The organism is Pseudomonas fluorescens, from assembly GCF_041354075.1.
Lineage (GTDB): Bacteria > Pseudomonadota > Gammaproteobacteria > Pseudomonadales > Pseudomonadaceae > Aquipseudomonas > Aquipseudomonas fluorescens_CE.
The window spans coordinates 105,587-128,587 of sequence record NZ_JARZGC010000001.1 but is presented as its reverse complement, the minus strand read 5'-3'; the positions used below and the strand labels follow the sequence as shown (position 1 = coordinate 128,587).

24 protein-coding genes are annotated in these 23,001 nt (G+C 62.7%); 15 read left to right on the top strand and 9 right to left on the bottom strand.

Features of this window, described 5'->3' with window-relative positions; all coding sequences use genetic code 11:
• Nucleotides 1–5 precede the first annotated feature (5 nt).
• Complete coding sequence (locus tag QIW53_RS00625) at nt 6–956, bottom strand: GlxA family transcriptional regulator (protein ID WP_371047779.1); 951 nt, start codon at nt 954–956, stop codon at nt 6–8.
• A gap of 237 nt (nt 957–1,193) precedes the next feature.
• Here QIW53_RS00625 and QIW53_RS00620 point away from each other — a divergent pair, with 237 nt between their 5' ends.
• Nucleotides 1,194–1,916, top strand: coding sequence for a pirin family protein (locus QIW53_RS00620; protein ID WP_371047778.1), 723 nt, complete (start codon nt 1,194–1,196; stop codon nt 1,914–1,916).
• Between the two features lie 147 nt (nt 1,917–2,063).
• Here QIW53_RS00620 and QIW53_RS00615 read toward each other — a convergent pair whose 3' ends face one another.
• Nucleotides 2,064–2,927 (bottom strand): LysR family transcriptional regulator, encoded by an 864-nt coding sequence (locus tag QIW53_RS00615; protein WP_371047777.1) that lies wholly within the window; start codon nt 2,925–2,927, stop codon nt 2,064–2,066.
• A gap of 111 nt (nt 2,928–3,038) precedes the next feature.
• Here QIW53_RS00615 and QIW53_RS00610 point away from each other — a divergent pair, with 111 nt between their 5' ends.
• The 3 genes from QIW53_RS00610 to QIW53_RS00600 all read left to right on the top strand — a co-directional run bounded on the left by QIW53_RS00610 (nt 3,039) and on the right by QIW53_RS00600 (nt 6,389).
• On the top strand, nt 3,039–4,250 hold the full coding sequence (locus QIW53_RS00610; protein ID WP_371047776.1) for a YbfB/YjiJ family MFS transporter: 1,212 nt from the start codon (nt 3,039–3,041) through the stop codon (nt 4,248–4,250).
• 57 nt (nt 4,251–4,307) lie between these two features.
• A complete protein-coding gene (locus QIW53_RS00605) occupies nt 4,308–5,306 on the top strand; it encodes an NAD(P)H-quinone oxidoreductase (protein WP_371047775.1) in 999 nt (332 codons plus the stop codon).
• Between the two features lie 126 nt (nt 5,307–5,432).
• Entirely contained in the window at nt 5,433–6,389 is a 957-nt protein-coding gene (locus QIW53_RS00600; protein WP_371047774.1) for an alpha/beta hydrolase, read from the top strand.
• A 168-nt stretch (nt 6,390–6,557) separates the two neighbouring features.
• Here the strand turns inward: QIW53_RS00600 and QIW53_RS00595 are convergent, their stop codons facing one another.
• Together QIW53_RS00595 and QIW53_RS00590 are read right to left on the bottom strand one after the other, a co-directional pair.
• Nucleotides 6,558–7,169, bottom strand: a complete 612-nt coding sequence (locus QIW53_RS00595) for a DUF6338 family protein (protein ID WP_371047773.1) — start codon at nt 7,167–7,169, stop codon at nt 6,558–6,560.
• A 164-nt stretch (nt 7,170–7,333) separates the two neighbouring features.
• Nucleotides 7,334–8,350, bottom strand: a complete 1,017-nt coding sequence (locus QIW53_RS00590) for an AraC family transcriptional regulator (RefSeq protein ID WP_371047772.1) — start codon at nt 8,348–8,350, stop codon at nt 7,334–7,336.
• Nucleotides 8,351–8,516: 166 nt separating this feature from the next.
• Between QIW53_RS00590 and QIW53_RS00585 the strand changes: the two genes are divergently transcribed.
• The 11 genes from QIW53_RS00585 to QIW53_RS00535 all read left to right on the top strand — a co-directional run bounded on the left by QIW53_RS00585 (nt 8,517) and on the right by QIW53_RS00535 (nt 18,124).
• On the top strand, nt 8,517–9,368 hold the full coding sequence (locus tag QIW53_RS00585) for a 3-hydroxybutyryl-CoA dehydrogenase (protein WP_371047771.1): 852 nt from the start codon (nt 8,517–8,519) through the stop codon (nt 9,366–9,368).
• Entirely contained in the window at nt 9,355–9,957 is a 603-nt protein-coding gene (locus QIW53_RS00580; protein ID WP_371047770.1) for a TetR/AcrR family transcriptional regulator, read from the top strand. The genes QIW53_RS00585 and QIW53_RS00580 overlap by 14 nt, the downstream gene beginning before the upstream one ends.
• A 152-nt stretch (nt 9,958–10,109) precedes the next feature.
• A complete protein-coding gene (locus QIW53_RS00575) occupies nt 10,110–10,523 on the top strand; it encodes a VOC family protein (protein ID WP_371047769.1) in 414 nt (137 codons plus the stop codon).
• Between the two features lie 57 nt (nt 10,524–10,580).
• The gene (locus QIW53_RS00570; protein ID WP_371047768.1) at nt 10,581–10,997 is read left to right on the top strand and encodes a hypothetical protein; all 417 of its coding nucleotides are present in this window, start codon (nt 10,581–10,583) and stop codon (nt 10,995–10,997) included.
• Between the two features lie 293 nt (nt 10,998–11,290).
• Nucleotides 11,291–11,497: a hypothetical protein gene (locus QIW53_RS00565; protein WP_371047767.1), complete on the top strand. Its 207-nt coding sequence runs from the start codon at nt 11,291–11,293 to the stop codon at nt 11,495–11,497.
• Nucleotides 11,498–11,673: 176 nt separating this feature from the next.
• Nucleotides 11,674–12,483, top strand: a complete 810-nt coding sequence (locus QIW53_RS00560; RefSeq protein ID WP_371047766.1) for a response regulator transcription factor — start codon at nt 11,674–11,676, stop codon at nt 12,481–12,483.
• 105 nt (nt 12,484–12,588) lie between these two features.
• The gene (locus QIW53_RS00555) at nt 12,589–13,704 is read left to right on the top strand and encodes an ABC transporter ATP-binding protein (protein WP_371047765.1); all 1,116 of its coding nucleotides are present in this window, start codon (nt 12,589–12,591) and stop codon (nt 13,702–13,704) included.
• A gap of 34 nt (nt 13,705–13,738) precedes the next feature.
• Nucleotides 13,739–14,881: an ABC transporter substrate-binding protein gene (locus QIW53_RS00550; RefSeq protein WP_371047764.1), complete on the top strand. Its 1,143-nt coding sequence runs from the start codon at nt 13,739–13,741 to the stop codon at nt 14,879–14,881.
• 31 nt (nt 14,882–14,912) lie between these two features.
• Nucleotides 14,913–15,830, top strand: a complete 918-nt coding sequence (locus tag QIW53_RS00545) for an ABC transporter permease (protein WP_371047763.1) — start codon at nt 14,913–14,915, stop codon at nt 15,828–15,830.
• A gap of 1 nt (nt 15,831) precedes the next feature.
• Nucleotides 15,832–16,659 carry an ABC transporter permease gene (locus tag QIW53_RS00540; protein WP_371047762.1) on the top strand — a complete coding sequence of 276 codons (828 nt, stop codon included), beginning with the start codon at nt 15,832–15,834 and terminating at the stop codon, nt 16,657–16,659.
• Entirely contained in the window at nt 16,652–18,124 is a 1,473-nt protein-coding gene (locus tag QIW53_RS00535; RefSeq protein ID WP_371047761.1) for an aldehyde dehydrogenase family protein, read from the top strand. The genes QIW53_RS00540 and QIW53_RS00535 overlap by 8 nt, the downstream gene beginning before the upstream one ends.
• A gap of 172 nt (nt 18,125–18,296) precedes the next feature.
• Here the strand turns inward: QIW53_RS00535 and QIW53_RS00530 are convergent, their stop codons facing one another.
• The 5 genes from QIW53_RS00530 to QIW53_RS00510 form a co-directional block, all read right to left on the bottom strand.
• Nucleotides 18,297–19,805: an aldehyde dehydrogenase family protein gene (locus QIW53_RS00530; RefSeq protein ID WP_371047760.1), complete on the bottom strand. Its 1,509-nt coding sequence runs from the start codon at nt 19,803–19,805 to the stop codon at nt 18,297–18,299.
• The gene (locus QIW53_RS00525; RefSeq protein ID WP_371047759.1) at nt 19,792–20,859 is read right to left on the bottom strand and encodes an aminoglycoside phosphotransferase family protein; all 1,068 of its coding nucleotides are present in this window, start codon (nt 20,857–20,859) and stop codon (nt 19,792–19,794) included. The genes QIW53_RS00530 and QIW53_RS00525 overlap by 14 nt, the downstream gene beginning before the upstream one ends.
• Nucleotides 20,860–20,864: 5 nt before the next feature.
• Nucleotides 20,865–21,209, bottom strand: a complete 345-nt coding sequence (locus QIW53_RS00520) for a cupin domain-containing protein (protein ID WP_371047758.1) — start codon at nt 21,207–21,209, stop codon at nt 20,865–20,867.
• Nucleotides 21,210–21,354: 145 nt separating this feature from the next.
• Nucleotides 21,355–21,723, bottom strand: a complete 369-nt coding sequence (locus QIW53_RS00515) for a cupin domain-containing protein (RefSeq protein WP_371047757.1) — start codon at nt 21,721–21,723, stop codon at nt 21,355–21,357.
• Entirely contained in the window at nt 21,716–22,999 is a 1,284-nt protein-coding gene (locus QIW53_RS00510; protein WP_371047756.1) for a nucleotide disphospho-sugar-binding domain-containing protein, read from the bottom strand. Before QIW53_RS00510 ends, QIW53_RS00515 begins: the two co-directional genes overlap by 8 nt.
• Between the last annotated feature and the right edge of the window lie 2 nt (nt 23,000–23,001).

Sequence of the window (23,001 nt, the reverse complement as noted above, 5' to 3'; positions counted from 1 at the left end):
GGGTGTCAACTGAACTGCTCACGGTACTGCGCTGGCGTCAGGCCGAGCTTTTCACCAAACAGAAAGCGCATGTGCCGGACGCTGCCGAAGCCGCTTTTGAACGCCACGGTCTTGAGCGGCAGATCGCTGGTTTCCAGCAGGTTCCTCGCACAATCGATGCGTGCACTTTGCAAAAACTCCATCGGGGTCATGTTCACCTCCCGGGCAAACACCCGGGCAAAATGACGCGCACTCATGTTGGCCAAGCCGGCGAGGCGCTCGATGCTGAACGCCTCGTCGAGGTGTTCGAGCATGTAGTGCTGCACCCGGGTCACCGGCGTCTCATGGGGCGCGACCGTGGCCATCAATGGGCTGAACTGCGCCTGCCCGCCCTGGCGCTTCATCACCACCAGCAACACTTTCGCCACATCCTGGGCGACTTTCTTGCCATGGTCTTCGGCCACCACCGCGAGCGCAAGGTCGATGCCGGCCGTGACGCCGCCGGAAGTGATGAGGTTGCGGTCCTGCACGAAAATCTGATCGGTCTCCACCGTGGCCTTCGGGAAGCCCTTGATCAGCCGTTCGGTGTAGTGCCAGTGGGTGGTGACCCGATAACCGTCGAGCAGGCCGGCATGCCCCAGCACAAAGGCACCGGTGCAAATCGAACCATAGGCGCTGGACCGACTGACGTTGTGATTGAGCCAATCAAGCAACGGCGGATGTTTCTCGTTGTAGGCACCAGGCCCGCCGGGCACCAGCAACAGGTCATAACCATCACAGGCCTGGTCGATGTGCAGGTCGGCCTGCACGCTCACGCCATTGGATGCCCGCAACGGGCCCGGCACCGTGCCGATGGTCGACAGCCGATAATGGTGCTCGGGTTCGAGGTAACGATTGGCGATGGAAAACACCTCCATGGGCCCGGCCATGTCGAGCAGGAGAAAGTCGGGAAACAACACCATTGCCACAGTTTTCATAGGTACGTATCACTGAAATCAAAAGAAAAACCATCTGCCGGATGAACCATCGCGACAGCACGCCCGGCTGTCTGGCCTTGAGCATTATGGCCCAGCACCGAAGCAGGTGCTGACCGTGCATCACTGTCAACTCAAAGGAGACAGTATTTCAGTTTTCATCTACTTATTGCACCAACGGATAAACATTAACCTTCTCCTCACTCGGACGAATCAACGTCCCCCAGAGGAGAATTCATCATGCTGACCCTTCGTAAAGCTTCTGATCGTGGCATGGCCAATCATGGCTGGTTGAAGTCGTTCCACACCTTCTCCTTCGCCAACTACCGCAACCCCAGGGAGCAGGGTTTTTCCGACCTGCTGGTGATCAACGATGACCGTGTGGCAGCCGGCAAAGGCTTTGGCCAGCACCCGCACCGCGACATGGAGATTTTCTCCTATGTGCTCGAAGGCGCCCTGGAACACAAGGACACCCTGGGCACCGGTTCGGTGATCCGCCCCGGCGATGTGCAATTGATGAGTGCCGGCAGCGGCGTGGCCCACAGCGAGTTCAACCACTCGGCAACCCAAGGCGTGCACTTCCTGCAAATCTGGATCGTGCCGGACGTCAGTGGTGCCAAGCCGCGCTACCAGCAAGAGCACTTCAGCGCCGACAAAAAGCGTGGCCGCCTGCAACTGATCATTTCCCCCGAAGGGAAAAGCGGCTCGCTGAAAGTGCGCCAGGATGCACGGGTCTATGCCGGCCTGTTCGATGGCAAGGAAAGCGCCACCCTGGAACTGGCCGCCGACCGTTACGCCTACGTGCACGTGGCGCGCGGCAGCGTCGAACTCAACGGTGTGGTGTTGCAGGAAGGCGATGGCGTGCGGGTTCGCAATGAGCAGGTGCTGAACCTGAGCAACGGTGTGGATGCCGAAGTGCTGGTGTTCGACCTGCGCCCGCAAGAGCTGCCGGAAATGCCGTGATCCACCGATCCACTGTAGGGCGAGCATGTCGAGGCGTCGAACCGTCGCGATGGTCGTTAAGGATGACGCGGGGTGTCTGGATGCCCGCGTTGTCCGGGCGATCATCGCGACGGTTCGACGCCTCGACATGCTCGCTCCTACAGGGGATCAGGCAAACCCTTCGACAATCTCGTCTATCACTGCGCGCACCCTGGCGGTGTGTCGCAGGTCGGCGTGGGTCACCAGCCACACGTCATAGGGCAAGGGTCGCGTGCGCTCTGGCCACAACCTGACCAACCCGTCCCGCTCGCCCATGTACACCGGAATCTCCCCCAGTCCGATCCCCGCAGCAATCGCCCGACGCACCAGCAGGCCTGAGCTCAGGCTCGACACGATACGCCCGCGTCCCACAGGTTCCGAGACCAGGGTCAGCTCCTTGCTGCCCTGCAGGTACGGCTGATACACCACCAGATCATGCCCTTCGAACGCCGAACCCGGCGCCGGTACGCCATGGGCGTCCACATAATCCTGCGAGGCGAACAGGCCGACCGGCCACCGCGCAATGCGCCGGGCGATCAGGTCGGGATTGTCCGGGCGGGTGTTGCGCACGGCGATGTCAGCCTCTCGTTTCAACAGGCTGAGCAATTGCGTCGAGGCATCCAGCTGCACCCGCACATCGGGATGTCGCTCGTGCAAACGGGCAATGGCCGGGATCAGGAAATCGATGGCCATGGAGTCGGTGGTGGTGACGCGCACGGTACCGGTCAGGCGATCGTCCAGGCCTTGAATGCGCCGCTGCAGTTCCAGCGCTGAAAGCTCCATTTTTTCCACGGCCACCAAGGCCGCCTCACCGACGGCAGTCAGCGCGTATCCCTCGGAGGTGCGCAGAAACAGCGTCGCTTCCAAGGTCTTTTCCAGCGCCGAAACCCGGCGCCCGACCGTGGCCTGATCGACCCCCAGCACCCGCGCGGCGCCGCGCAGGGTCGATTCCCGGCAAACCGCAAGAAAGACTCGCGCGTCATCCCAATTCACAGCGTTCTCCACCGATGCATTTACGCATCACCATAGCGCAAAATCGCTGCACTATTGCATCAATGAAACTCGATAAGCTGAGCACCAGAGAAAATCCACAGGACGGTTCCCATGCTCACTTCCACCGCTCCACCCCGCAGCGCGGTCTGGCTGCCGATCTTCGCCGGCCTCTGTGCCAGCCTGGTCAGCATTGGCCTGGCCCGGTTCGCCTACACGCCGTTGATCCCGTCGCTGATTCAGGCGCAGTGGTTTTCCGCGAGCGACGTGGTCTACCTCGGGGCGGCCAATCTGGTCGGTTACCTGATCGGTGCCTTGATCGGTCACCCGCTGGCTCGTCGCACCTCCAACAAAACTGCCCTGCGCCTGATGATGCTGGCCGTCACGCTGGCGTTCTTCGCCTGTGGCTTCCCCTTGTCGGTGAGCTGGTTCTTTGGCTGGCGCCTGCTGTCGGGTGTCGCCGGTGGCGCAATCATGGTGCTGGTCGCCGGCGCAGTGCTGCCTCAGGTGCCCGCCTCACGTCGTGGTCTGGCCAGTGGTGCGATTTTCCTGGGCATCGGTCTGGGCATCGCCGGGTCGGGGACGATCGTTCCGCCGTTGCTGAGCCTTGGCTTGCAGAACACCTGGCTCGGTCTCGGCGCGCTGTCACTGCTGCTGACCGCCGCCAGTTGGTTCGGCTGGCCTTCCGCTCACCCTGCAGCAACACTCACGCCAAGGGCCGACGCAGGCAAAACGCCAACCGATCCTCGGGTCTATCTGTTGTTTGCCCAATACGCCTTCATGGCGGCCGGCCTGGTCCCAGCCATGGTGTTCCTGGTCGATTACGTCGCTCGCGGCCTCGGTGCCGGCCCGCATGTTGGCGCGTTGATCTGGGTGATGTACGGCCTGGGCGCGATTGTCGGGCCAGTGATCTACGGCTTTCTCGCCGACAAGCTGGGTGCACGCCCGAGCATTCGCCTGGTGCTGGTGGTGCAGGCCATCGCAGTCGGCTCGCTGTCCATCTCCAGCTCATTCGCCGCCCTGGCGCTGCTGGCGGTGATCATTGGCTCGTTTCCTCCCGGCATTGTGCCGCTGGCGCTGGCCCGGGTGCATGAACTGATCCCGCAGCATCACCGGCAACAAATCGCCTGGAGCCGCGCCACCGTGTCCTTCGCCACCTTCCAGGCGCTTGCCGGGTTTGCCTATTCGGCGCTGTTCAATGCCAGTGGCGGTCGCCACGAGCTGCTGTTCGTCATTGCCGCCGCGGCGATCGTCGTCGCATTGTTGCTGGAGCCGGTCACGCACCTGCTCAAACGTCGTGATCGGCTGAACCCGGTGTTGAACTGAATCACTGTTGCCTTGACGTGGTCCCATTCGATGAAACCTTCCAGACAGGATGCTCCGATGAACGTGCCCTCCACCATGACCCAGATCGAAATCACCGAACCCGGCGGCCCCGACGTGTTGCAGCCGCGTCAGGTCCCGGTTCCCGCCCCAGGGGAAGGCGAAGTGCTGATCCGCGTGCACGCCGCCGGAGTCAATCGCCCCGATGCGCTGCAACGGGCCGGCAAATACCCGATGAAGCCCGGCATGAACCCGATCCCCGGGCTGGAAGTGGCCGGTGAAGTGGTGGCGATCGGTAAAGGCGTCAATCAGTTCATCGTCGGTGACAAGGTCTGCGCCCTGACCAACGGCGGTGGCTACGCCCAATACTGTGTCGCACCCGCCGGCCAGACGCTGCCGATCCCCGACGGCATGGATTGGCTGCAGGCTGCAGCCGTTCCGGAAACCTTCTTCACGGTATGGGCCAATCTGTTCGACATGGGCGGCGCCAGCAAGGGCCAACGGGCGTTGATCCATGGTGGCACCAGCGGCATCGGCACCACCGCCCTGATGCTGTGTCGCGAGTTCGGCATCAAGGCGTTCGCCACGGCAGGCAGCGAAGAAAAATGCGCAGCGGTGCGCAAACTCGGCGCCGAAGCGATCAACTACCGTGACCAGGATTTCGTTCGGGTGATCCAGGACAACACCGCCGGCAAGGGGGTCAATGTGATCCTCGACATCATGGGCGCTTCGTACCTGAACCAGAACATCGCGGCGCTGGCCATGGAAGGTCGCCTGGTGATGCTGGGTTTCCTGGGCGGTGGCCGCGCCAACGACGTCGACCTGCTGGGGATCATGAGCAAACGCGCAACCATCACCGGCTCCCTGATGCGCCCGCGTACCGACGCGGAGAAAGCCTCGATCGCCGAGCAACTGCGCGAATACGTCTGGCCGGTGCTCGCGGCCGGGCGCTGCCGGCCGATGATCGACAAGGTCTATCCGCTGGTCGAGGCGGCGCAGGCGCATGCGCGGATGGAGGGCGGTGATCATATCGGCAAGATCGTGTTGCAGGTGGACTGACGCTTGTCGGGCGATGGCGCGGTCATTGTTGGGGGAAGGTGAGTGAACAACCGTCGAAATTATTCCCGCCACCCCCGCGCTTCTGTTAAAAACCGACTTTCAGTGTGCAACCGGTAGACCCCATTCATGTCCTCTCCCCTGCTCTCCACCTTGCGCCGCCGCTGGCTGGCGCTGCTGTGCATGACCCTGCTGGTGGTCGGCCTGCCGGTGAGTTGCGGGGTGCTGGAGCATACCGAGCGCCAGTTGCTGTTTCGCATCGAACCGGGCACCGCTGGCTGGTATCGCGGTTTGCCCAAGGACGTTCAGGAGTTCGATATCCAGTCCGACCGGTTCAAGGGCGGACAGAACCTGCATGCCTGGTGGTGGCCCGCCGCACGCCGGGATGCACCGTCGATCCTGTACCTGCATGGCGTACGCTGGAACCTGACCGGCCAGGCATTTCGCATCGAACAATTGCGCGCCATGGGGTATTCCGTGCTGGCCATCGATTACCGTGGTTTTGGCCAGAGCAAGGGTGACCTGCCGTCGGAAGCCAGCGTGTATGAAGATGCGCGAGCCGCCTGGGAACGCTTCAAGGCCCTGCAACCGGACGCGAACAAGCGCCTGATCTATGGCCACTCACTGGGGGGCGCCGTGGCCATCGACCTGGCGGCCGACCTCGCCGCTCAGGCGAAAAACGACCAGGTCGCCGTTCCGGTGCGAGGGCTGGTGATCGAATCGACCTTCACCTCACTCGGCGATGCCGTGGCGCAAGTGGCCGAGAGCAACCTGCCGGTGAAATGGCTGCCGGTGCGCTGGCTGCTGTCGCAAAAATTCGACTCCATCGACAAGATCGTCGACATCGACATGCCACTCCTGGTGGTCCATGGCCTGGCCGACGCCTTCATGCCCTCTCGCTTCAGCGAACAACTGTTCAACGCCGCCAACGAGCCGAAGAAGTTGCTGTTGGTGCCGGGCGGCACCCACAACAACAGCATGAGCCTGGGTGGCAGCCAGTACCGGCAGGCCATCGAAAACCTGATCAAAACCAAACCAGCGCAGATGGCCGGGCCGGCGCGGGTGCGCAATGCTTCAGACACTTGAGCCTTGGCGATCAAGCGGCGGCACAGCCTTTATCGTTTGCGCCTGCCCGGCTTGCCGTACTCTCTTCTTGAAGGTGGAGGCGCGGCGGGAATCACAAAAGGGAACGGGCCGCCCTTTTCCCATTCTTCCATCAAACGTCTCAGCTCTGGCGGCATTTCCTGCGGGACTTTAGTTGTCATACGGCACCCTGTCTTTTTTTGTGAATTCAACCCAATGCACTTTTGACGCGTCGATGACGACGGCCTCGGACCTTCCGAGGAGCGGTTCACCGTTGCCGGTAATCCAGCAAGGAAACTCAAGAACAAATTGTCCGTTTGCAGGTTCCGTAGGCCATTCCCGTGGCCAGCCGAAAAGTCGCTTGCCACCCACCAGATGCAAGATCACGAACCCTGGTCTGGACGAAAAAGCGCTGTACCACTCGCAAGGAAATGATTTTCTTGTCGTGACCTGCAGCGACCGGAGCAAACCGTGAAGTTTGTCGCTATTGGCAATGTGGCGGGACAGCAGACCCAACAGCACTGCAATGACAGCCGCCCACATCGTTTCAGACTTGCGGTTCCACGCGCCGACTGAAAAGAACTGCTCTCCCGCCAACACCAGCGTTGCTTCCACACCGACCACCAGCGACTGAATCACAAAAGTGAAAATCAACGCCTGGACGATCTGCCCAAATGTATCCGGTCGTTTGAAAGCAGTGAGCGAGTAAAAAATCCACGCTGCCAGGAACCCCGGTATCAAATACTGAAGCAGCGGAATGACTTCCTTGAAAACCTCATCCATGCCGTTCTCAATCCATTGAAATTTCGACCTGGCGCCAATAAATACAGCACCTGGAGGACCATTGTCACCCGCTAAAAAAGCACGGTCGTGACAAAAAATTTCGGTCCTACAAGATGAAGAAAATTCGCACATTGAACCCGGAAACGTTAGACAAAAACGCCCTCTCAATCCGACGCTGGCACCTGAAATCTCGCTCGGTAACGTCCGGGACTTTCTCCCGTCCACTTCTTGAACGCCCGATGAAACGCACTCGGTTCCTGGAAGCCCAATCGCTCGGCAATCTCGCCGATGCTTGCCCTGCTCTCGCGTAACTGCTCGAACGCCACGGCACGACGGACCTCGTCCTTGATTTCCTGGTAGGAGCACCCTTCGCGCTCCAGCTTGCGGCGAAAGGTGCTGGGGCTCAGGTGTTGCTCCAGGGCAAAGGCCTGCAGGGTCGGCCACTGGCTGTAATGGCTGTTGCGCAAGCGCTGATGCACCTGCGACGCGAGGCCATGCTGGTTGCGGAAACGAATCACCAGCCATTGCGGAGCCGTGCGCAGGAACACCTTGAGCGACGCCAGATCTTGGACCACCGGCAAACGCAGGTAATGGCTGGCGAATTCGATTTCGGTGCACGCGGCGCCGAAGGTCAGGTTGGGCCCCCAGAGCAGACGGTCATCGCTCAGGGACAGGCGCTCATGACGAAAATCCGCGCGGTCGATGGGAATGCGCCGACCGCCGAGCCAGCAGAGCATGCTGATCATCAGCACCAGGAATGTCTCTTCGCCAAACCGTGCGACATCGGCCGGTGCACGGCTTTCCAGGCTGATGACTGCACGCTTGCCGCGCACCGTCAGCGTACCCCGGTAGTCGCGCAGAAACAGGGCGAAGTTGCCCAGGTACTGGCGCATGGCCTTGTGCAAATCGGGTTCGTGGATCAGCGCGCGGCAGATCAACGCGAAGCTGCCCGGCGGCATGCCGTGGGAATCGAGCCGGAAAAATTCGTCATCCAGTTCGCGGATCAGAACCAGCCACAGCGCTGCAAAGGCACTGGCCGGGACCCGCGCCGCCGGTTGTTCGAGCAACAGCGGGTCGATGCCGGCCTGTTCGAGCGCCGCCGCGAGGCGCTGCGAGTCGTTGCCCAGCCCATGGGTCATCGCCTGCACAAAATAGGCGGCCACCGAGTCCTTTTCCCGCATCTGAACGCTTCGCTCCCCAATCAGCCGAATGGCCAAAAACACCAGCACCCTTGAACAGTTTCGGCATAGGCCAACCGTCGCACCGGTTCTAGACTCGCGGCAATATTACGCCTTCCACCGCAGCGGCGGCGAAGGTATCGCAGGGTCTGACTGGAAGGACGGCAACATGAATCTGCAAAACATTGGCGTGATCGGCGCTGGCACCATGGGCAATGGCATCGCCCAGGTCTGCGCCCAGGCCGGCTTCCACGTGACCCTGATCGATGTTGCCGACAGTGCCCTGCAAAAGGCCCTGGCGACCATTGGCAAAAACCTCGATCGCCAAGTGGCCAAGGAAACCCTGACGGCCGCGCAGAAACTCGCCACACTCGACAAGATCCGCACCAGCACCGATTACAGCAGCTTGCGCGACGTGCAACTGGTGATCGAGGCGGCCACGGAAAACCTCGACCTGAAACTGCGCGTGTTGCAACAGATCGCCGCGCAGGTCAGTGCCGAGTGCGTGATCGCCTCCAACACCTCATCGCTGTCCATCACCCAACTTGCCGCCAGCGTCAGCCAGCCTGAACGGTTCATCGGCCTGCATTTTTTCAACCCGGTGCCGGTGATGGGCTTGATCGAGGTGATCCGTGGTCTGCAAACCAGCGACGCCACCCATGCCCTCGCCCTGAGCATGGCGACCACCCTGGGCAAGACCGCAATCACCGCCGGCAACCGTCCGGGGTTCGTGGTCAACCGGATCCTGGTGCCGATGATCAACGAAGCGATCCTGGTGTTCCAGGAAGGCCTCGCCAGCGCTGACGACATCGACGCCGGCATGCGCCTGGGTTGCAACCAGCCCATCGGTCCACTGGCCCTCGCGGACCTGATCGGCCTGGACACGGTGCTGGCGATTCTCGAAGCCTTCTACGAGGGTTTCAACGACAGCAAATATCGCCCGGCGCCACTGCTCAAGGAAATGGTTGCCGCCGGCTACCTGGGACGCAAGTCGGGGCGTGGCTTCCATGCCTATGCCTGAGCGATGCTCACGGTTCGCCGAGTACCGCGACAAGGTGCTGGAGCTGTTCGCCAGCAAGGGTTTCGGTCAGGTCGGCATGCGCGAACTGGCCACGTGCCTGGGGCTTTCCCCGGGCTCGCTGTATCACCATTACCCGAGCAAACAGCACTTGCTGCTCGATCTGATCGAGGAGTTCTACGAAGAGTTGCTGGCAGCGCTCGGGCGCATCGATCGCAAGGCCTGCGGGAAACGCGACAAGCTGCACAACCTGATCCGCGCACATCTGAACCTGCACCGGGAAATGCCCTGGCATTTTCGTCTGGTGGAGCGCGACAGCGGCTGCCTGAGCGACGAGCAGCAGGCACAGGTCCGGCAATTGCGTGAACAATACGAAGCGACCTTGCTGCAGATCCTCGGCAGCCGCTTGCGCCTCAGCGAATCGGCACGGCGCGCCACCGGACACGCGATTGCCAACCTGCTCAACAGCGCGCCGTGCTGGCTGGCCCAACACGCGCTGGACGAACAGGCGCGAGCCGAATTGCTGGAAAACCTCATCGGCGGTGCCATCGAACGCCTGCTGCGGCCTGCACTGCCGCGCGCGGCAGCCTGACCGCCCGGGCGCAACGCCATAAGCCCGGCGGTTTCAATAGACAAACCATCTAAAAGATCTTTGCCAGCCGCCCTTTCTAACGCTTTGCTATTGGAGTCCATCCACCGCAGAGCGGCGCAGCCCTTTGCCGCCTTCCGCTCCGGGAGCCTGCCATGAAAATCAATCCGTACCTCATCTTCAACGGCGACTGCAAAGCCGCATTCACCTTCTATGCCCAGGCCCTGCAAGGCCAGCTCGACATGATGATGACCTTCGGCGAGAGCCCGGCCCGCGAAAATTTCCCGGCGGACCTGCACAACCTGATCATTCACACCCGCCTGTCGGTGGGCGACCAGGCGATCATGGGTTCGGACACCACGCCTGACCGCCCCACCGATGACATGGCCGGATGCTCGGTATCACTGAACGTCGACAGCATTGCCGAGGCCGAGCGCGTGTTCAACGCACTGGCCGAAGACGGCAGCGTGCAGATGCCCCTGGAAGCGACCTTCTGGGCGGCGCGCTTCGGCATGCTGGTGGACCGGTTCGGTGTGTCGTGGATGGTCAATTGCGAGAAGGACCAGTAGGAGCTGCTATCGTCAATGGGCTACCCGACTAATGCTGGATTTTTCGGAGTATCCCCCATGTCACCTTGGTCCCCCCGATTGAAACTGTCCTTGCTGGCAGCAGGGCTGGCCGCGTCCTTCCTCGTCCTCAACGGTTGCGCCACGGTCGATGCGCACACCACCGCCTATGTCGGCGTCGAACACCCGGCGCCGACCCTGGCCAGCGAGGTGCAAGTGCTGCGCACCGAACCGTTGCGCCCGCACGTTCGGCTCGGCGAGGTGTTGATCGACGCCAGCACCGAACCGGCGCCACCGATCGCCGAAGTCGAACAGAAACTGCGTGAGGAATCCGCCAAGCTCGGCGGCGATGCCGTGGTGGTGGTCTACGACCATATTCAAACCACGGGCGCCTTTGTCCGCGGGGGATTGTGGAGCCGCGACGTTGAAACCGTGCAGGGGCGCAAGCTCAAAGGGATTGTGATCAAGTATCGGTAGGACGGATCAACACGAGTCCCTGTAGGAGCGAGCTTGCTCGCGATGGAGGCCAACGATAACGCTGGCGCCCTGACACCCCGCGTCATCGTTAACGACCATCGCGAGCAAGCTCGCTCCTACAGTGCTCACCATTCGTCGCCCGACACTTTCCCCGCTTCAAACCCCTGACCGTCTGGCTCAGGCTTTGCACACGGTGGCGTAGCGGCCGCGCCCTGACGAAATCCTGACGCGGCAGCCATCATCTATACTCACCAACACCAGCGACAGGCTGGATCAGTTTTCGGAGATGCATTGTGTCTACTCTCAGTGAAATCGCAGCGAATCACGCGAAAATGGCGAAAAAAATGGCCGGAGAGTCGACTGAAATGTGTGAGCGCCAACCCATGGTGGTTGGTGGCTTCGAGGTCAATTCCGTCGATGAGCCCGTGCAGGTGCCCTTCCATCTGATCGTGGGCGCCCAGGACGCCCCAATCGCACTCTCGGCGGGCTACCTGCTCTGACCACGACTGCCCAATGCCTCGAGGATGATACTGAGCCTGTAGCTCTCGGTAACAAATAGCCCCCTAACGGTGCGTCTTTTTCACGGCGCATCGACGCGCGTCCCGCCCTGCAAGGCACCCGCCGCCATGGCGTGGTTTGTGCATCGCAATGCATTCCCCTGCTACCTGAAGCTGCCATGCGCCCCAAGGAACTGAAACTCTGGACCACCGGTGTTGCCCACTTGCTCGACCTGCAAGCGGGGCATGCACGGCTGGCAGGTTTGAGTCATTGGCTGCGCCAGGTGTGCCCGGTCGATCATTTCGTGCTGTTCGTCTACGAGGGCAACCACCGGCCCCTGGCGCTGTTCGATACCTTTGCCGCCGACAAGCGCGCGGTGTATGTCGATGACTACCAGTGCGGGCCTTACCTGCTCGACCCGTTCTACCTGGCCTGTACCCGCGGGCAGGCGCCGGGGCTGTGGCGCCTGCGTCAGTTCGCGCCCGACCACTTCTACCTCGGCGAGTACTACCTGACCTATTACCAGCAAACCGGCCTGGCGGAAGAAGTGGCATTCTTCGTCGAACTGGGTGGCGGCGCCATGGCGGTGCTGTCGTTGATGCGCTCGTCGGCCAGTTGCGCGTTCAGCCGCGACGAAATGCAGTTGATCGAGTGCGCGCAAGGCGTGGTCGAACAGGTGGTCAATGAAGCCTGGCGCTTGCGTCAGGCTCAGCAACCGCGTCCGGCGCAGGACCTGGACTTCAAGATCCGCGAAGCCTTCGATCAGTTCGGCGCGCACATCCTCACCGGCCGCGAGCAGGAGATCGTCCAGCTGTTGCTGCGCGGCCACTCCAGCGCATCGGTGGCCGAGCAACTGAACATCAGCCCGGGCACGGTGAAGATTCATCGCAAGAACATCTACGCCAAGCTGGGCATCGGCAGTCAGTCGGAATTGCTCGGGCTGTTCATTCGCGATCTCACCGGCCAGGAGTTGCTGGTCGACGCCTGATACCTGAAAACGACCCTATCCCCCAAGGGATATATACAGCGCAAAACCGCCATTGCTAGTTTGGCCCCCGACGCACTGATTCATCACTGCAAGGGAGCCGGCCTCGTGAACGACAATTCGCCAAGTGATATCGAATTCTGCAATGTGGTCAAACGCTATGGCGAGGTGACTGCGGTCAGTGGCCTGAACTTCTCCGTGCGGCGCGGCGCATTTCACTCCTTCCTCGGCGGCTCCGGCTGCGGCAAGACCACCACCCTGCGCATGATCGCCGGCTTCGAACAACCCAGCAGCGGCGAAGTGCGCCTGGCGGGTCAGTGCGTCGCCGGGGTGCCGGCCTACGAGCGCCCGGTGAACATGGTGTTCCAGCATTACGCGCTGTTTCCGCACCTGACGGTGGCGCAGAACATCGCTTACGGCCTGCGCTATCGCACCCCGCGCCCGGACAAGAAGGCACAACTGCGCATGGCCGACGAAGCGCTGGAGATGGTGCGCCTGAGCGGCTTCGGTCAGCGCAAGCCGAGCGAGCTCTCTGGCGGTCAACAACAGCGGGTCGCCCTCGCCCGCGCACTGGTGAACAAGCCAACCGTGCTGTTGCTGGATGAACCGCTGGCGGCGCTCGACCGCAAGCTGCGCAAGGAGATGCAATCGGAACTGCTGCGCCTGCAACGGGAAGTCGGCATCACCTTCGTACTGGTCACCCACGACCAGGAAGAAGCCCTGTCGATGAGCGACAGCATCAGCGTGATGCACGCAGGCTCGATCATCCAGACCGCCACCCCGGAACAACTCTACGAAGCACCGGCCAGCCGTTATGTGGCCGACTTCATCGGTGAATCCAATCTGTTCAACGGCACGGTGCGTCACCTGAGCGGCAACGCCGTGGTACTGCGCACCGAACAGGGACTGGAACTGACCAGCCCGCTGACGCCCACCGGCCAGGCCCTGAGCGCCGACACCGCCGGCTGCATCGCCGTGCGCCCGGAACTGATCAGCATCGCCGGCGCCCACGCCGAGCTGGCCCGCGAAGTGAAACTGCAAGGCTGCGTGGAAGACCGGATCTACCTCGGCAATAGCACCGAATACCGCGTGCGCACCCAGGCCTTCGGCGTGGTCTGCGTGCGGGTGCCGCGCCAGCAGGATCAGGGCGCCAATGCATTCGAACACGGCGCGGCAGTGAGCGTCGGCTGGGATCACGCCAACGGCCTGGCCATGGCGTTGTAATTCAACGATTCATCAACCGGATGTGGAGCGTGCTATGGACCAGAAGACGTTTATCAAAAACCTGCGCAGCTGGCAGAACGGCTCGATCAGCCGCCGCGACTTTCTTGGCCGCACCGGCCTGGGGATCGCCGCCGCGGTGGTCGCCACGAACATGCCGGGCCTGCTGACGTCCACCGCCCAGGCGGCCGAGCAGGGCAAAATCGGCGATCGTCTGTCGCTGGCGACCTGGCCCAACTACCACAGCCAGGACAACCTCGATGCCTTTGCCAAGACCACCGGTGCGCGGGTGTCGATGAGCGTGTTCGGTTCCAACGAGGAAATGCTCGCCAAGTTGCAGGCCGGCGGCAGCGGCTGGGATGTGCTGGTGCCGACCAATTACACCATCAGTACCTACGTCGGCCTGGGCCTGATCGAACCCCTGGACCTGTCGCGCATTCCCAATTTCGACGCTTCGGCGTTCCAGCAGAAATTCATGGCCCAGGGCACGGTGGATGGCAAGGTGTACGCGGTGCCGAAAAACTGGGGCACCACCGGCATGCTCTATGACACTGGCAAACTGAAGAACGGCCCCACCAGCTGGAAAGAATTCTGGGCGGCCGCGCAAGGCCCGGCCAGCGGCCGCACCATGGTCCACGACTACCAGTTGACCGCCATCGGCAACGCCCTTAAAAGCTTCGGCTACAGCTTCAACTCCCTGGACCCGAAAGAACTGGCCGACGCCGAAAAACTGCTGATCGAGGTCAAGCCGCACCTGTTCGCGATCAACTCCGACATTCAACCGTCGATGCGCAGCGGCGATGCCTGGCTGGCGATGTCCTGGACCGGCGACGCCTCGCAACTGCACCGCGACAATGCGCAAATGCAGTTTGAACTGGGCAAGGAAGGTGGCGAGCTGTGGAGCGACTTCTTCGCCATCCCCAAAAGCTCGGAACACAAGGACGCCGCCTACGCGTTCATCAACTACCTGCTCGACCCGCAGCACAACAAGCTTGAAGTGCTGAGCCACGGCTACCCGAGCGGCGACAAGCGCGTCGATGCCCTGCTGCCCACCGCCATGCTCGACGACCCGATCATGTACCCGGCCGCCGAGGCCTTGAGCCCGCTGGAGTTCGGTGCGGCGGCAACGCTCACCAGCCCGGCGCGCGCCGAACTGATGGCGCGCTTCAAGTCCGCCTGAGCCCCCGAACATGGCCAACGAGGAATCCCCCATGAATGCTGCCGCCCACCCGCAAGCGGTGCAGCCGGCCCGTGCCCTTTCAGTCGAGGCGCGCCAGCGGCGCAGCCTCGGGCGACGGATCACGCTGCTGATGCTCTTGCCGTCGACCCTGTGGTTCCTGCTGCTGTTGCTGATGCCGCTGGTGATCATCCTGGTCTTCAGTTTCGGCGAGCGCAGCGCGGTGGGCGGCTATGCCGGCGGCTTCACCCTGGCCAATTACCTGAACCTCGGCTCCCGTGGCGCGGCCTTCAGCAACACGCTGATGCTGGCGCCACTGGGCACCCTGGTGTGCCTGCTGGCGGCCTACCCGCTGGCGTACTTCCTGGCGGTCAAGGTCACCCGCAATCGCTCGCTGTTGCTGACGCTGGTGATCGTGCCGTTCTGGACCAGCTTCCTGATCCGCACCTACGCCTGGATCTTCATCCTCAGCGGCAAGGGCATCCCCGCCCTGCTCGCCAGCCTGGGCCTGGAGGATGTACGGCTGATCAACACGCCCTGGGCGGTGCTGATCGGCATCGTCTACGGCTACCTGCCGCTGATGGTGTTCCCGATTTACGTGAGCCTGGAAAAACTCGACAAACGCCTGCTCGAAGCTTCAGCCGACCTGGGGGCCAGCGCCTTCGAAAGTTTCCGTCGGATCACCCTGCCATTGTCTGCGCCGGGGATCATCACCGGGGTCATGCTGGTGTTCATCCTGCTGATGGGCGAGTTCCTGATCCCGGCGATCCTCGGCGGCGGCAAGGTGTTCTTCGTCGGCAACGCACTGGTCGACCTGTTCCTGCAATCGCGTAACTGGCCGTTCGGCAGCGCATTGGCGATGACGCTGGTGGCCATGATGCTGGTGATCATCGGCGTATACCTGAAACTGGTGGCGCGCTACGGCGGCCGCCCCGCCGACGGAGGCCTGTGACATGTGGCTGCGCAGCTATTCGACTTCGCTGTACCTGTTTCTCTATGCGCCCATTGCGCTGATCGTGCTATTCAGTTTCAACGCCGGGCGCAGTGGCCTGGCGTTCGAATGCTGCTCGACGCAGTGGTTCGGTCGCGCCTTTGGCAACCCGTTCATCATTGAGGCGCTGGGCAACAGCGCGCTGATCGCCTTCACCTCGGCGCTGATCGCCACGCTGTTCGGCACCCTGGCGGTGTTCGGCCTGCAGCGTGCCCATCCCAAAGTGCGCCTGCTGTTCGACGCCCTGACCTACTGCGCGATCATCGTGCCCGGCATTGTCATCGGCATCTCGACGCTGATCGCCTTCATCAGCCTGTTCGACCTGATCAACCCGTTGCTGGCAAGCTGGATACCGGCCGTGCCGCGCCTGAACATGGGCTTCTTCACCGTGATCGCCGCGCACTCGCTGTTCACCATGGCGCTGGTGATGGTGATCGTGCGCAGCCGTGTCGACTCATTGGACAAGGCGCTGCTGGAAGCCTCGGCCGACCTCTACGCGCCGCCCATGCACACCTTCTGGCGCGTGACCCTGCCGCAGATCAGCCCGGCGATCATGGCCGGCTTCCTGCTGGCGTTCACCTTCAGCTTCGACGACTTCATCATTGCGTTCTTCGTCGCCGGCTCTGAAACGACCTTGCCGATCTACATCTTTTCTTCGATCCGCCGGGGCGTGACCCCGGAGATCAATGCCGTCTCGACCGTCATCATCTGCGCGTCGCTGGCGCTGCTGTTCACTTCCCGCCACCTGCAAAACCGCCGCACCGGCGTCCAGGAGTCTCACCATGCATGATCAGCTTTACATCAACGGCGAGTGGGTCAGCCCGGACCTGGGCGGTTACCTGGACGTGATCGACCCGGCCAGCGGCCAGGCGTTCCATCGGGTGGCGGCGGGCACCGAGGAGGACGTCGATCACGCCGTACGCGCCGCCCGCCGTGCCTTCGACAATGGCTGGAGCCAGACCACCGGTGCCGAACGGGCGCAGTGGCTGGAAGCGCTGGCGGATGAACTGGAAAACAGCCAGCAGGCCCTGGCCGAGCTGGAAGTGCGCGACAACGGCAAACCCTTGCCCGAAGCGCAGTGGGATGTCGGCGATGCGATCGGCTGCTTTCGTTACTACGCCGGGTTGGCCCGGGAGCTGGATCAGCAGCAGGATCAACCCCTGGCGTTGCCGGACCCGCGCTTCCGCTGCCGCATCCGGCATGAACCGATTGGCGTGGCCGGGCAGATCATTCCCTGGAACTACCCGCTGTTGATGGCGGCGTGGAAAGTTGCCCCCGCCCTGGCGGCCGGTGCGACGCTGGTGCTCAAACCCTCGGAGCTGACTCCGCTCACGGCGCTGGAGCTGGCGGCGGCCACCGACCGCATCGGCCTGCCGGCCGGGGTCCTGAACGTGGTCAGCGGCCTGGGCGCCGATGCCGGCGGGCCGCTGACCGAGCACCCCGGCGTGGACAAACTGGCCTTCACCGGCAGCGTGCCCACGGGGGCGAAAATCATGTCGGCGGCAGCCCGGGACATCAAGAACATCAGCCTGGAACTGGGCGGCAAGTCAGCCTTCATCGTGTTCGACGACGCCGATGTCGAGGCCGCCGTGGAATGGATCCTGTTCGGCATCTTCTGGAACCAGGGCCAGGTGTGCAGCGCCACGTCACGCCTGCTGGTGCAGGAAACCATCGCCGGCAAGCTGATCGAACGATTGGTCGAGGAAACCCGCAAGATCAGCATCGGCCAGGGCATGCAGCCCGGCGTGTTGCTCGGACCGCTGGTCAGCCAGGGCCAGCATGAAAAGGTTCTGGGTTACATCGACCAGGGCCTGGCCAGCGGAGCCCGGCTGCTGACCGGAGGCCGGCGGCCGGCGCATCTGCCGGAGGGCTATTTCATTGAACCGGCAATCTTCGACGAACCGGGGCACAACAGCATCCTGTGGCGCGAAGAAGTGTTCGGCCCGGTGCTGTGCATCAAACGCTTCAAGACCGAAGAGCAAGCGCTGCAAATGGCCAACGCCAGCCGCTTCGGCCTCGCGGCGGCGGTGATGAGCGCCGACCTGCAACGCAGCGCCCGCGTCGCCAATCAGCTGCGCGCCGGGATCGTCTGGGTCAACTGCTCGCAACCGACCTTCGTCGAGGCGCCGTGGGGTGGCATGAAGCACAGCGGCATTGGCCGCGAACTGGGCCAGTGGGGGTTGCACAATTATTTGGAGGTGAAGCAGGTGACCGAGTATGTGAGTGATCAGCCGTGGGGGTGGTACCTGAAATAAAACTCCCCGCCCCCCTGTAGGAGCGAGCATGCTCCGGGCGGCGTTCCGACGATGGTAGCCCAGACAACGCTGGCATTCAGAGACCCCGCGTCATCGTTGACGACCATCGCGACGGTGCGACGATTCGACATGCTCGCTCCTACAGTGGGCACAGTGTCGGCCGAACCTCCCTTTAGGCCTGATCGCGATAAAACACATCATCGGCATACGGATACCACCAGTCATGGATCTTTGGCTGGTGATCGATGATGACCATCTTCGAGCGGCGGAAGGCTTCCAGGCCCTGGCGTCCCAGTTCGCGCCCCAGGCCGGACATCTTCCAGCCGCCAAAGGGCAAGGCGTCGTTGTCGATCAGCGGGTTGTTGACCCAGACCATGCCGGCTTCGAGACGCTCGGCCGCTTCCATGGCTTCGGCCAGGTCGGTGGAGAACAGCGACGCCCCCAGGCCGAACGGCGAATCATTGGCCAGTCGCACCGCCTCGTCGAAGTCGCTGACCCGGCAGATGGCCGCGACCGGGCCAAAGCACTCCTCCTGAAGAATGGCCATGTCGGGCGTGACGCCAGTGAGGATGGTCGGCTCGTAGAACCAGCCGACACTGTGTTGCGGCGGCACCCGGCCTCCGCACACCACGTTCGCGCCCTTCGCCACGGCATCATCGACCAGGCGCATGACTTTGTTGCGTGCCGCCTCGCTGACCATCGGCCCGATTTCCGTGTGCTCCAGGCCATGGCCGATGCGCAGGGCGCGGGTGCGTTCAGCGAACCGGCTGACGAACTCGTCGTGCACCTCATCGACCACGTAGAAGCGCTCCGCCGAGGTGCAGATCTGCCCACTCAGATGGAACGCGGCGGTCACGGCACCGGCTGCCGCGACATCCAGCGGCGCGTGCCTGGAGATGATCAACGGGTCACTGCCGCCGGCCTCGATCACGCAGGGTTTCATCTGTTCGGCGCAGGCCACCGCCACCGCCCTGCCCGCCGCGACGCTGCCGGTGAACGCCACCGCGTGGGTGCCGCTGGACTTCACCAGTGCCTGGGCCGTCGTTGCATCGCCCGGCACGCAAGACACCAGGCCCGCCGCCAGCGAGGTGAAATGTTGCATGAACTTGAGCGTGCACAGGGTGGTGGCTTCCGCCGGCTTGACGATGCAGGCGTTGCCCGCCGCCAGCGAAGCGGCGACCGTCCAGCACATCAACAGGATCGGAAAGTTGAACGGCATGATGTGCACGCTGACGCCATAGGGCTCGTAACGCACGTGCTGGAACGAGCCGATCTGCGTGGTGCCGGCGACCTTGCCGGCATCGTCCCGGGCCATTTCCGCGTAGTAACGAAAGATCGGCGCACAGTTGGCCAGCTCGCCCATCGCTTCGGGAAACGGCTTGCCCATTTCCAGAGTCATCAGCCGTGCCACTTCGCGGTTGCAGGCAGCGTCCTGTTCAATGGCATTGGCCAGTTGATGCAGCCGTGCGGCGCGAGTTTTCGCATCGATCAGCCGCCATTGCCGTTGCGCGGCAGTGGCGGCGTCGACGGCGGCTTGCACATCGGCTTCGCCGCACACACCCACCTGCCCCACTCCGTGCAGGGTGGCGGGGTCCAGCACTTCGCGCACACGCGGCTCGGTCAGCGGCAGGTACTCGCCATTGAGGAAGCGCAGTGCGGTATCCGTATTAAAGGTGGCCATGGGCAGATCCTTGAACCAATCGATAAGGGGTTTGGCGCAGCGTATCGAGGGTGGCCGGCGGCAGTTCATCGCGCCAGCCGGGCACATGGCCGTTGAGCCACGCGCGCAGCGGCGTGAAGGCCTCGGCCTCCAGTGCACGAACGAACAAGCCCAGGGTGCGCGGCAAGTGCGCCAGGTAACCGTGTTTGCCGTCGCGCCCCGCCAGGCGCACGAAAATCCCCAGCACCTTGGCGTGACGCTGGGCGGCCAGGCGCCGATAGTCCTCAAGAAACCGCAGCGCATCGAGTTCCGGGCGTTGCATCAGGTAATGGGTCAGCATCGCCACGCGCAGTGCCTCGGGCACATCGCGGCGCGCGTCTTCGAGCAGTGACATCAGGTCATAGGCCGCCGAGCCGATCAGGGCATCCTGAAAATCCAGCAGTCCGCACGCTGCCACGCCTGCGCGGCCTTCGAGCAGCATCAGGTTGTCGACGTGGTAGTCACGCAATACCAGCGCTTCGCGGCGCCCGGCAACCTCGCGACAGGCGTCGGCGAACAGCGCGAGAAACGCTTCGCGCAGCCCCTGTGCCGCTTGCGGACCAATCAACAACGGCACGTACCAGTCGATGAACAACGCACACTCGTCACTCAGTTTTCCGGCGTCGTAAGGTGCCAGAGGCGCGGTGGACGGTGCGCGGTGCAACGCCACCAGTGCATCGACCGCCAGGCGGTACAGCGCGCCTTCCGGGTGCCCCGCCGCCAGCAGGCGGGTGTAGGTGTCGTGACCGAAGTCCTCGATCAGCGCCAGCCCGGCCTCCTCGTCCACCTCGATCAGGCCCGGCGCGGAAAGCCCCAGGCCGTGCAAGTGACGGGCAACCTCAACGAACGGGCCAATCGGTTCGCTGAGCGGCGGCGAATCCATCAGCAGCAGGCCTGCGCCGCCGAGGCGAAAATAGCGCCGGGTCGAAGCATCCGCCGGCAACGCCTCCAATGGCGTCCCGGCGAAACCGGCACGCGCGAGAAAGGCCGCGCGCTGGCCCTCGCGGTCAGGCGCTGAGGTACGTGTCTGAGTCATGGCAGTCACCGGATCATGTAGACCTTTTTCACCGTCTCGTGAACGGTGCACACGCCTTTCCAGTCCTTGCGAAAAAAGGCCGCGGTGTCGGGCTTGATCTCGATCACTTCGCCGGACTCATGGACGTAGGTGCAGCGGCCTTCCAGGAAGTGGCAGAACTCGTCGCTGGTGACGTGACAGAACCATTTGCCCGGGGTGCAGATCCACACGCCGCACTCGGACTGGCCTTCGGGCCCCTTGTGCAGGACGACGCCGGAGACACGGGATTCGCCTTCCAGCATGGTCGGGATCACGCCCCAGTCCTTGACGTCGGTGATTTGCAGCGGGTCGTACAGGAACGGGGTGGTCATTAGGTGTTCTCCAAAAAATCGGCTTTTCTGTAGGAGCGAGCATGCTCGCGATGGTCGTCAACGATGACGCGGGCGGTCTGGATGCCAGCGGTGTCCGAGCGTCCATCGCGAGCATGCTCGCTCCTACAGGTTCATAGGTTCAGGTTCAAGCAAGCATATAAACGTTACGCAAGGTCTCCCGCACATGGCACTCCCCCGTCCACCCCGCCGGAAACAGCACCAGCGTGTTGGCACGAATCTCGATCACTTCACCGTTGTCGTGGCGATAGGTGGCATCGCCTTCGAGGAAATGACACAACTCATCCCGGGGAATCGACAGGCGCCAACGCCCCGGCGTACACACCCAGAGTCCGGTTTCGGGGCTGTTGTTCGGCCCCTTGAACAGCAGGCGACCGCTGGAGTGCGAGACGCCTTCGACGGCATCGCTCTGCACGCCCCAGTCCACCAGGTCGGTGCGGGTACTGACGGCTTCGAGGTAGGGCGTGATTCCCGCCGTGGTATTTGCATCAGGCATCGTTGAGCACCTTGTCGAGAATGGCGGCCGCATCGGCCGGCCCCTTGCGTGATTGCATCTGCTTGCTGGTGCGCTGCAGGCGTTGCTGCATCGCCTGATCGTTGAGGCAGGCGGCGAGTTTTTCCGCCAGTTGCGCTTCGCTCCACTCGTAGCGATCGAGTTTGAAACCATGGCCGCTCTCCTCGGCGCGCATGGCGTTGTCGTGACCGTCCCAGACATACGACATGACGATCGCCGGCTTCCCGAAAAATAGGCATTCGGTGAAGCTGTTGTTGCCACCGTGGTGGATCACCGCATCGACCTGGGCAATCACCGAGGGTTGCGGGAACCAGTTGGAAATCTGCACGTTGTCCGGCAGGTCCGGGTATTCATCCAGGTGCTCGCCAACATTGAACAAGGCGCGGTAAGGCAGCTTGCCGACGGCGCGGATCAGCCGCTGCAACAGCTCGACGTCGCCGGAACCGAGGCTGCCGAAACTGACGTACAGCAGCGGCTTGTCGTTGTTGGCGCGGAACGGCGGAATCTCATAAGCCGTGTCATTGCGCACGCAGCCTTGCAGGTAGTGGAAACGCTCGGGCGGCAACGGGTGCCGGCGTTCGAACTTGACCGCGTCCGGGTATAGCAGCAGGTTCATGTAGGGCGAGGCTTCGAAGAACTGCCCGAGCGGGTACGGCTGTTCGCCATGGGCTTGCAGAAACTGGTTGAAGTCTTCGTGGATCGGCCCGACCACTTCTTCGAAACGCTGACGGAAGCGCGCGTGCCCGGCCTTGTCGTCGACGCTCAGGCCCGACAGGTGCGGCGGGATGTCCGGGTCTTCGATCTCGTTTTCCGAGCAGGAGATGATCCGCACCCACGGCTTGCCGTACTGCTTGATCGCCGGGAACAGGATGACGTTGTCGACGCAGATCAGGTCCGGTTTGACCTTGTCCAGCACCGCTGGCAGATCCTTTTGCGCCCATTTCGCCGTGTCGACGATGGCCGCCCAGCACTCCTTCACGTAGTTGTCGATCTGGTCCAGGGGCGATTTGCGAAAGTTAGGAATGTGGCCGTTGATGAAGTCGATCCAGTAACGGGCCATTTCCTCGGCGGGCATCGGCGCCGACATGTTGACCATGTGCTCTTCAAAACCGTAGCCGGCATACACGCCGCTCATGCCCGGGTCGGTGAGGAACACCGCCTTGTGACCGAGGGCTTCGCACGCCTGGGCGATACCGACTGAGTTCAGCGCCGGGCCATAAGCGGCTTCCGGAAAGAAGGCGATCACTTTCTGTTTCATCG

What these genes read in the sequence shown, in the direction of transcription:
- QIW53_RS00540 (WP_371047762.1), top strand. Translation starts at nt 15,832, where the DNA reads ATGTGGCTGCGCAGCTATTCGACTTCGCTGTACCTGTTTCTCTATGCG.
- QIW53_RS00530 (WP_371047760.1), bottom strand. Translation starts at nt 19,805, where the DNA reads ATGGCCACCTTTAATACGGATACCGCACTGCGCTTCCTCAATGGCGAG.
- QIW53_RS00545 (WP_371047763.1), top strand. Translation starts at nt 14,913, where the DNA reads ATGAATGCTGCCGCCCACCCGCAAGCGGTGCAGCCGGCCCGTGCCCTT.
- QIW53_RS00570 (WP_371047768.1), top strand. Translation starts at nt 10,581, where the DNA reads ATGTCACCTTGGTCCCCCCGATTGAAACTGTCCTTGCTGGCAGCAGGG.
- QIW53_RS00550 (WP_371047764.1), top strand. Translation starts at nt 13,739, where the DNA reads ATGGACCAGAAGACGTTTATCAAAAACCTGCGCAGCTGGCAGAACGGC.
- QIW53_RS00515 (WP_371047757.1), bottom strand. Translation starts at nt 21,723, where the DNA reads ATGCCTGATGCAAATACCACGGCGGGAATCACGCCCTACCTCGAAGCC.
- QIW53_RS00575 (WP_371047769.1), top strand. Translation starts at nt 10,110, where the DNA reads ATGAAAATCAATCCGTACCTCATCTTCAACGGCGACTGCAAAGCCGCA.
- QIW53_RS00560 (WP_371047766.1), top strand. Translation starts at nt 11,674, where the DNA reads ATGCGCCCCAAGGAACTGAAACTCTGGACCACCGGTGTTGCCCACTTG.
- QIW53_RS00590 (WP_371047772.1), bottom strand. Translation starts at nt 8,350, where the DNA reads ATGCGGGAAAAGGACTCGGTGGCCGCCTATTTTGTGCAGGCGATGACC.
- QIW53_RS00510 (WP_371047756.1), bottom strand. Translation starts at nt 22,999, where the DNA reads ATGAAACAGAAAGTGATCGCCTTCTTTCCGGAAGCCGCTTATGGCCCG.
- QIW53_RS00625 (WP_371047779.1), bottom strand. Translation starts at nt 956, where the DNA reads ATGAAAACTGTGGCAATGGTGTTGTTTCCCGACTTTCTCCTGCTCGAC.
- QIW53_RS00535 (WP_371047761.1), top strand. Translation starts at nt 16,652, where the DNA reads ATGCATGATCAGCTTTACATCAACGGCGAGTGGGTCAGCCCGGACCTG.
- QIW53_RS00525 (WP_371047759.1), bottom strand. Translation starts at nt 20,859, where the DNA reads ATGACTCAGACACGTACCTCAGCGCCTGACCGCGAGGGCCAGCGCGCG.
- QIW53_RS00580 (WP_371047770.1), top strand. Translation starts at nt 9,355, where the DNA reads ATGCCTATGCCTGAGCGATGCTCACGGTTCGCCGAGTACCGCGACAAG.
- QIW53_RS00520 (WP_371047758.1), bottom strand. Translation starts at nt 21,209, where the DNA reads ATGACCACCCCGTTCCTGTACGACCCGCTGCAAATCACCGACGTCAAG.
- QIW53_RS00600 (WP_371047774.1), top strand. Translation starts at nt 5,433, where the DNA reads ATGTCCTCTCCCCTGCTCTCCACCTTGCGCCGCCGCTGGCTGGCGCTG.
- QIW53_RS00610 (WP_371047776.1), top strand. Translation starts at nt 3,039, where the DNA reads ATGCTCACTTCCACCGCTCCACCCCGCAGCGCGGTCTGGCTGCCGATC.
- QIW53_RS00620 (WP_371047778.1), top strand. Translation starts at nt 1,194, where the DNA reads ATGCTGACCCTTCGTAAAGCTTCTGATCGTGGCATGGCCAATCATGGC.
- QIW53_RS00595 (WP_371047773.1), bottom strand. Translation starts at nt 7,169, where the DNA reads ATGGATGAGGTTTTCAAGGAAGTCATTCCGCTGCTTCAGTATTTGATA.
- QIW53_RS00585 (WP_371047771.1), top strand. Translation starts at nt 8,517, where the DNA reads ATGAATCTGCAAAACATTGGCGTGATCGGCGCTGGCACCATGGGCAAT.
- QIW53_RS00605 (WP_371047775.1), top strand. Translation starts at nt 4,308, where the DNA reads ATGAACGTGCCCTCCACCATGACCCAGATCGAAATCACCGAACCCGGC.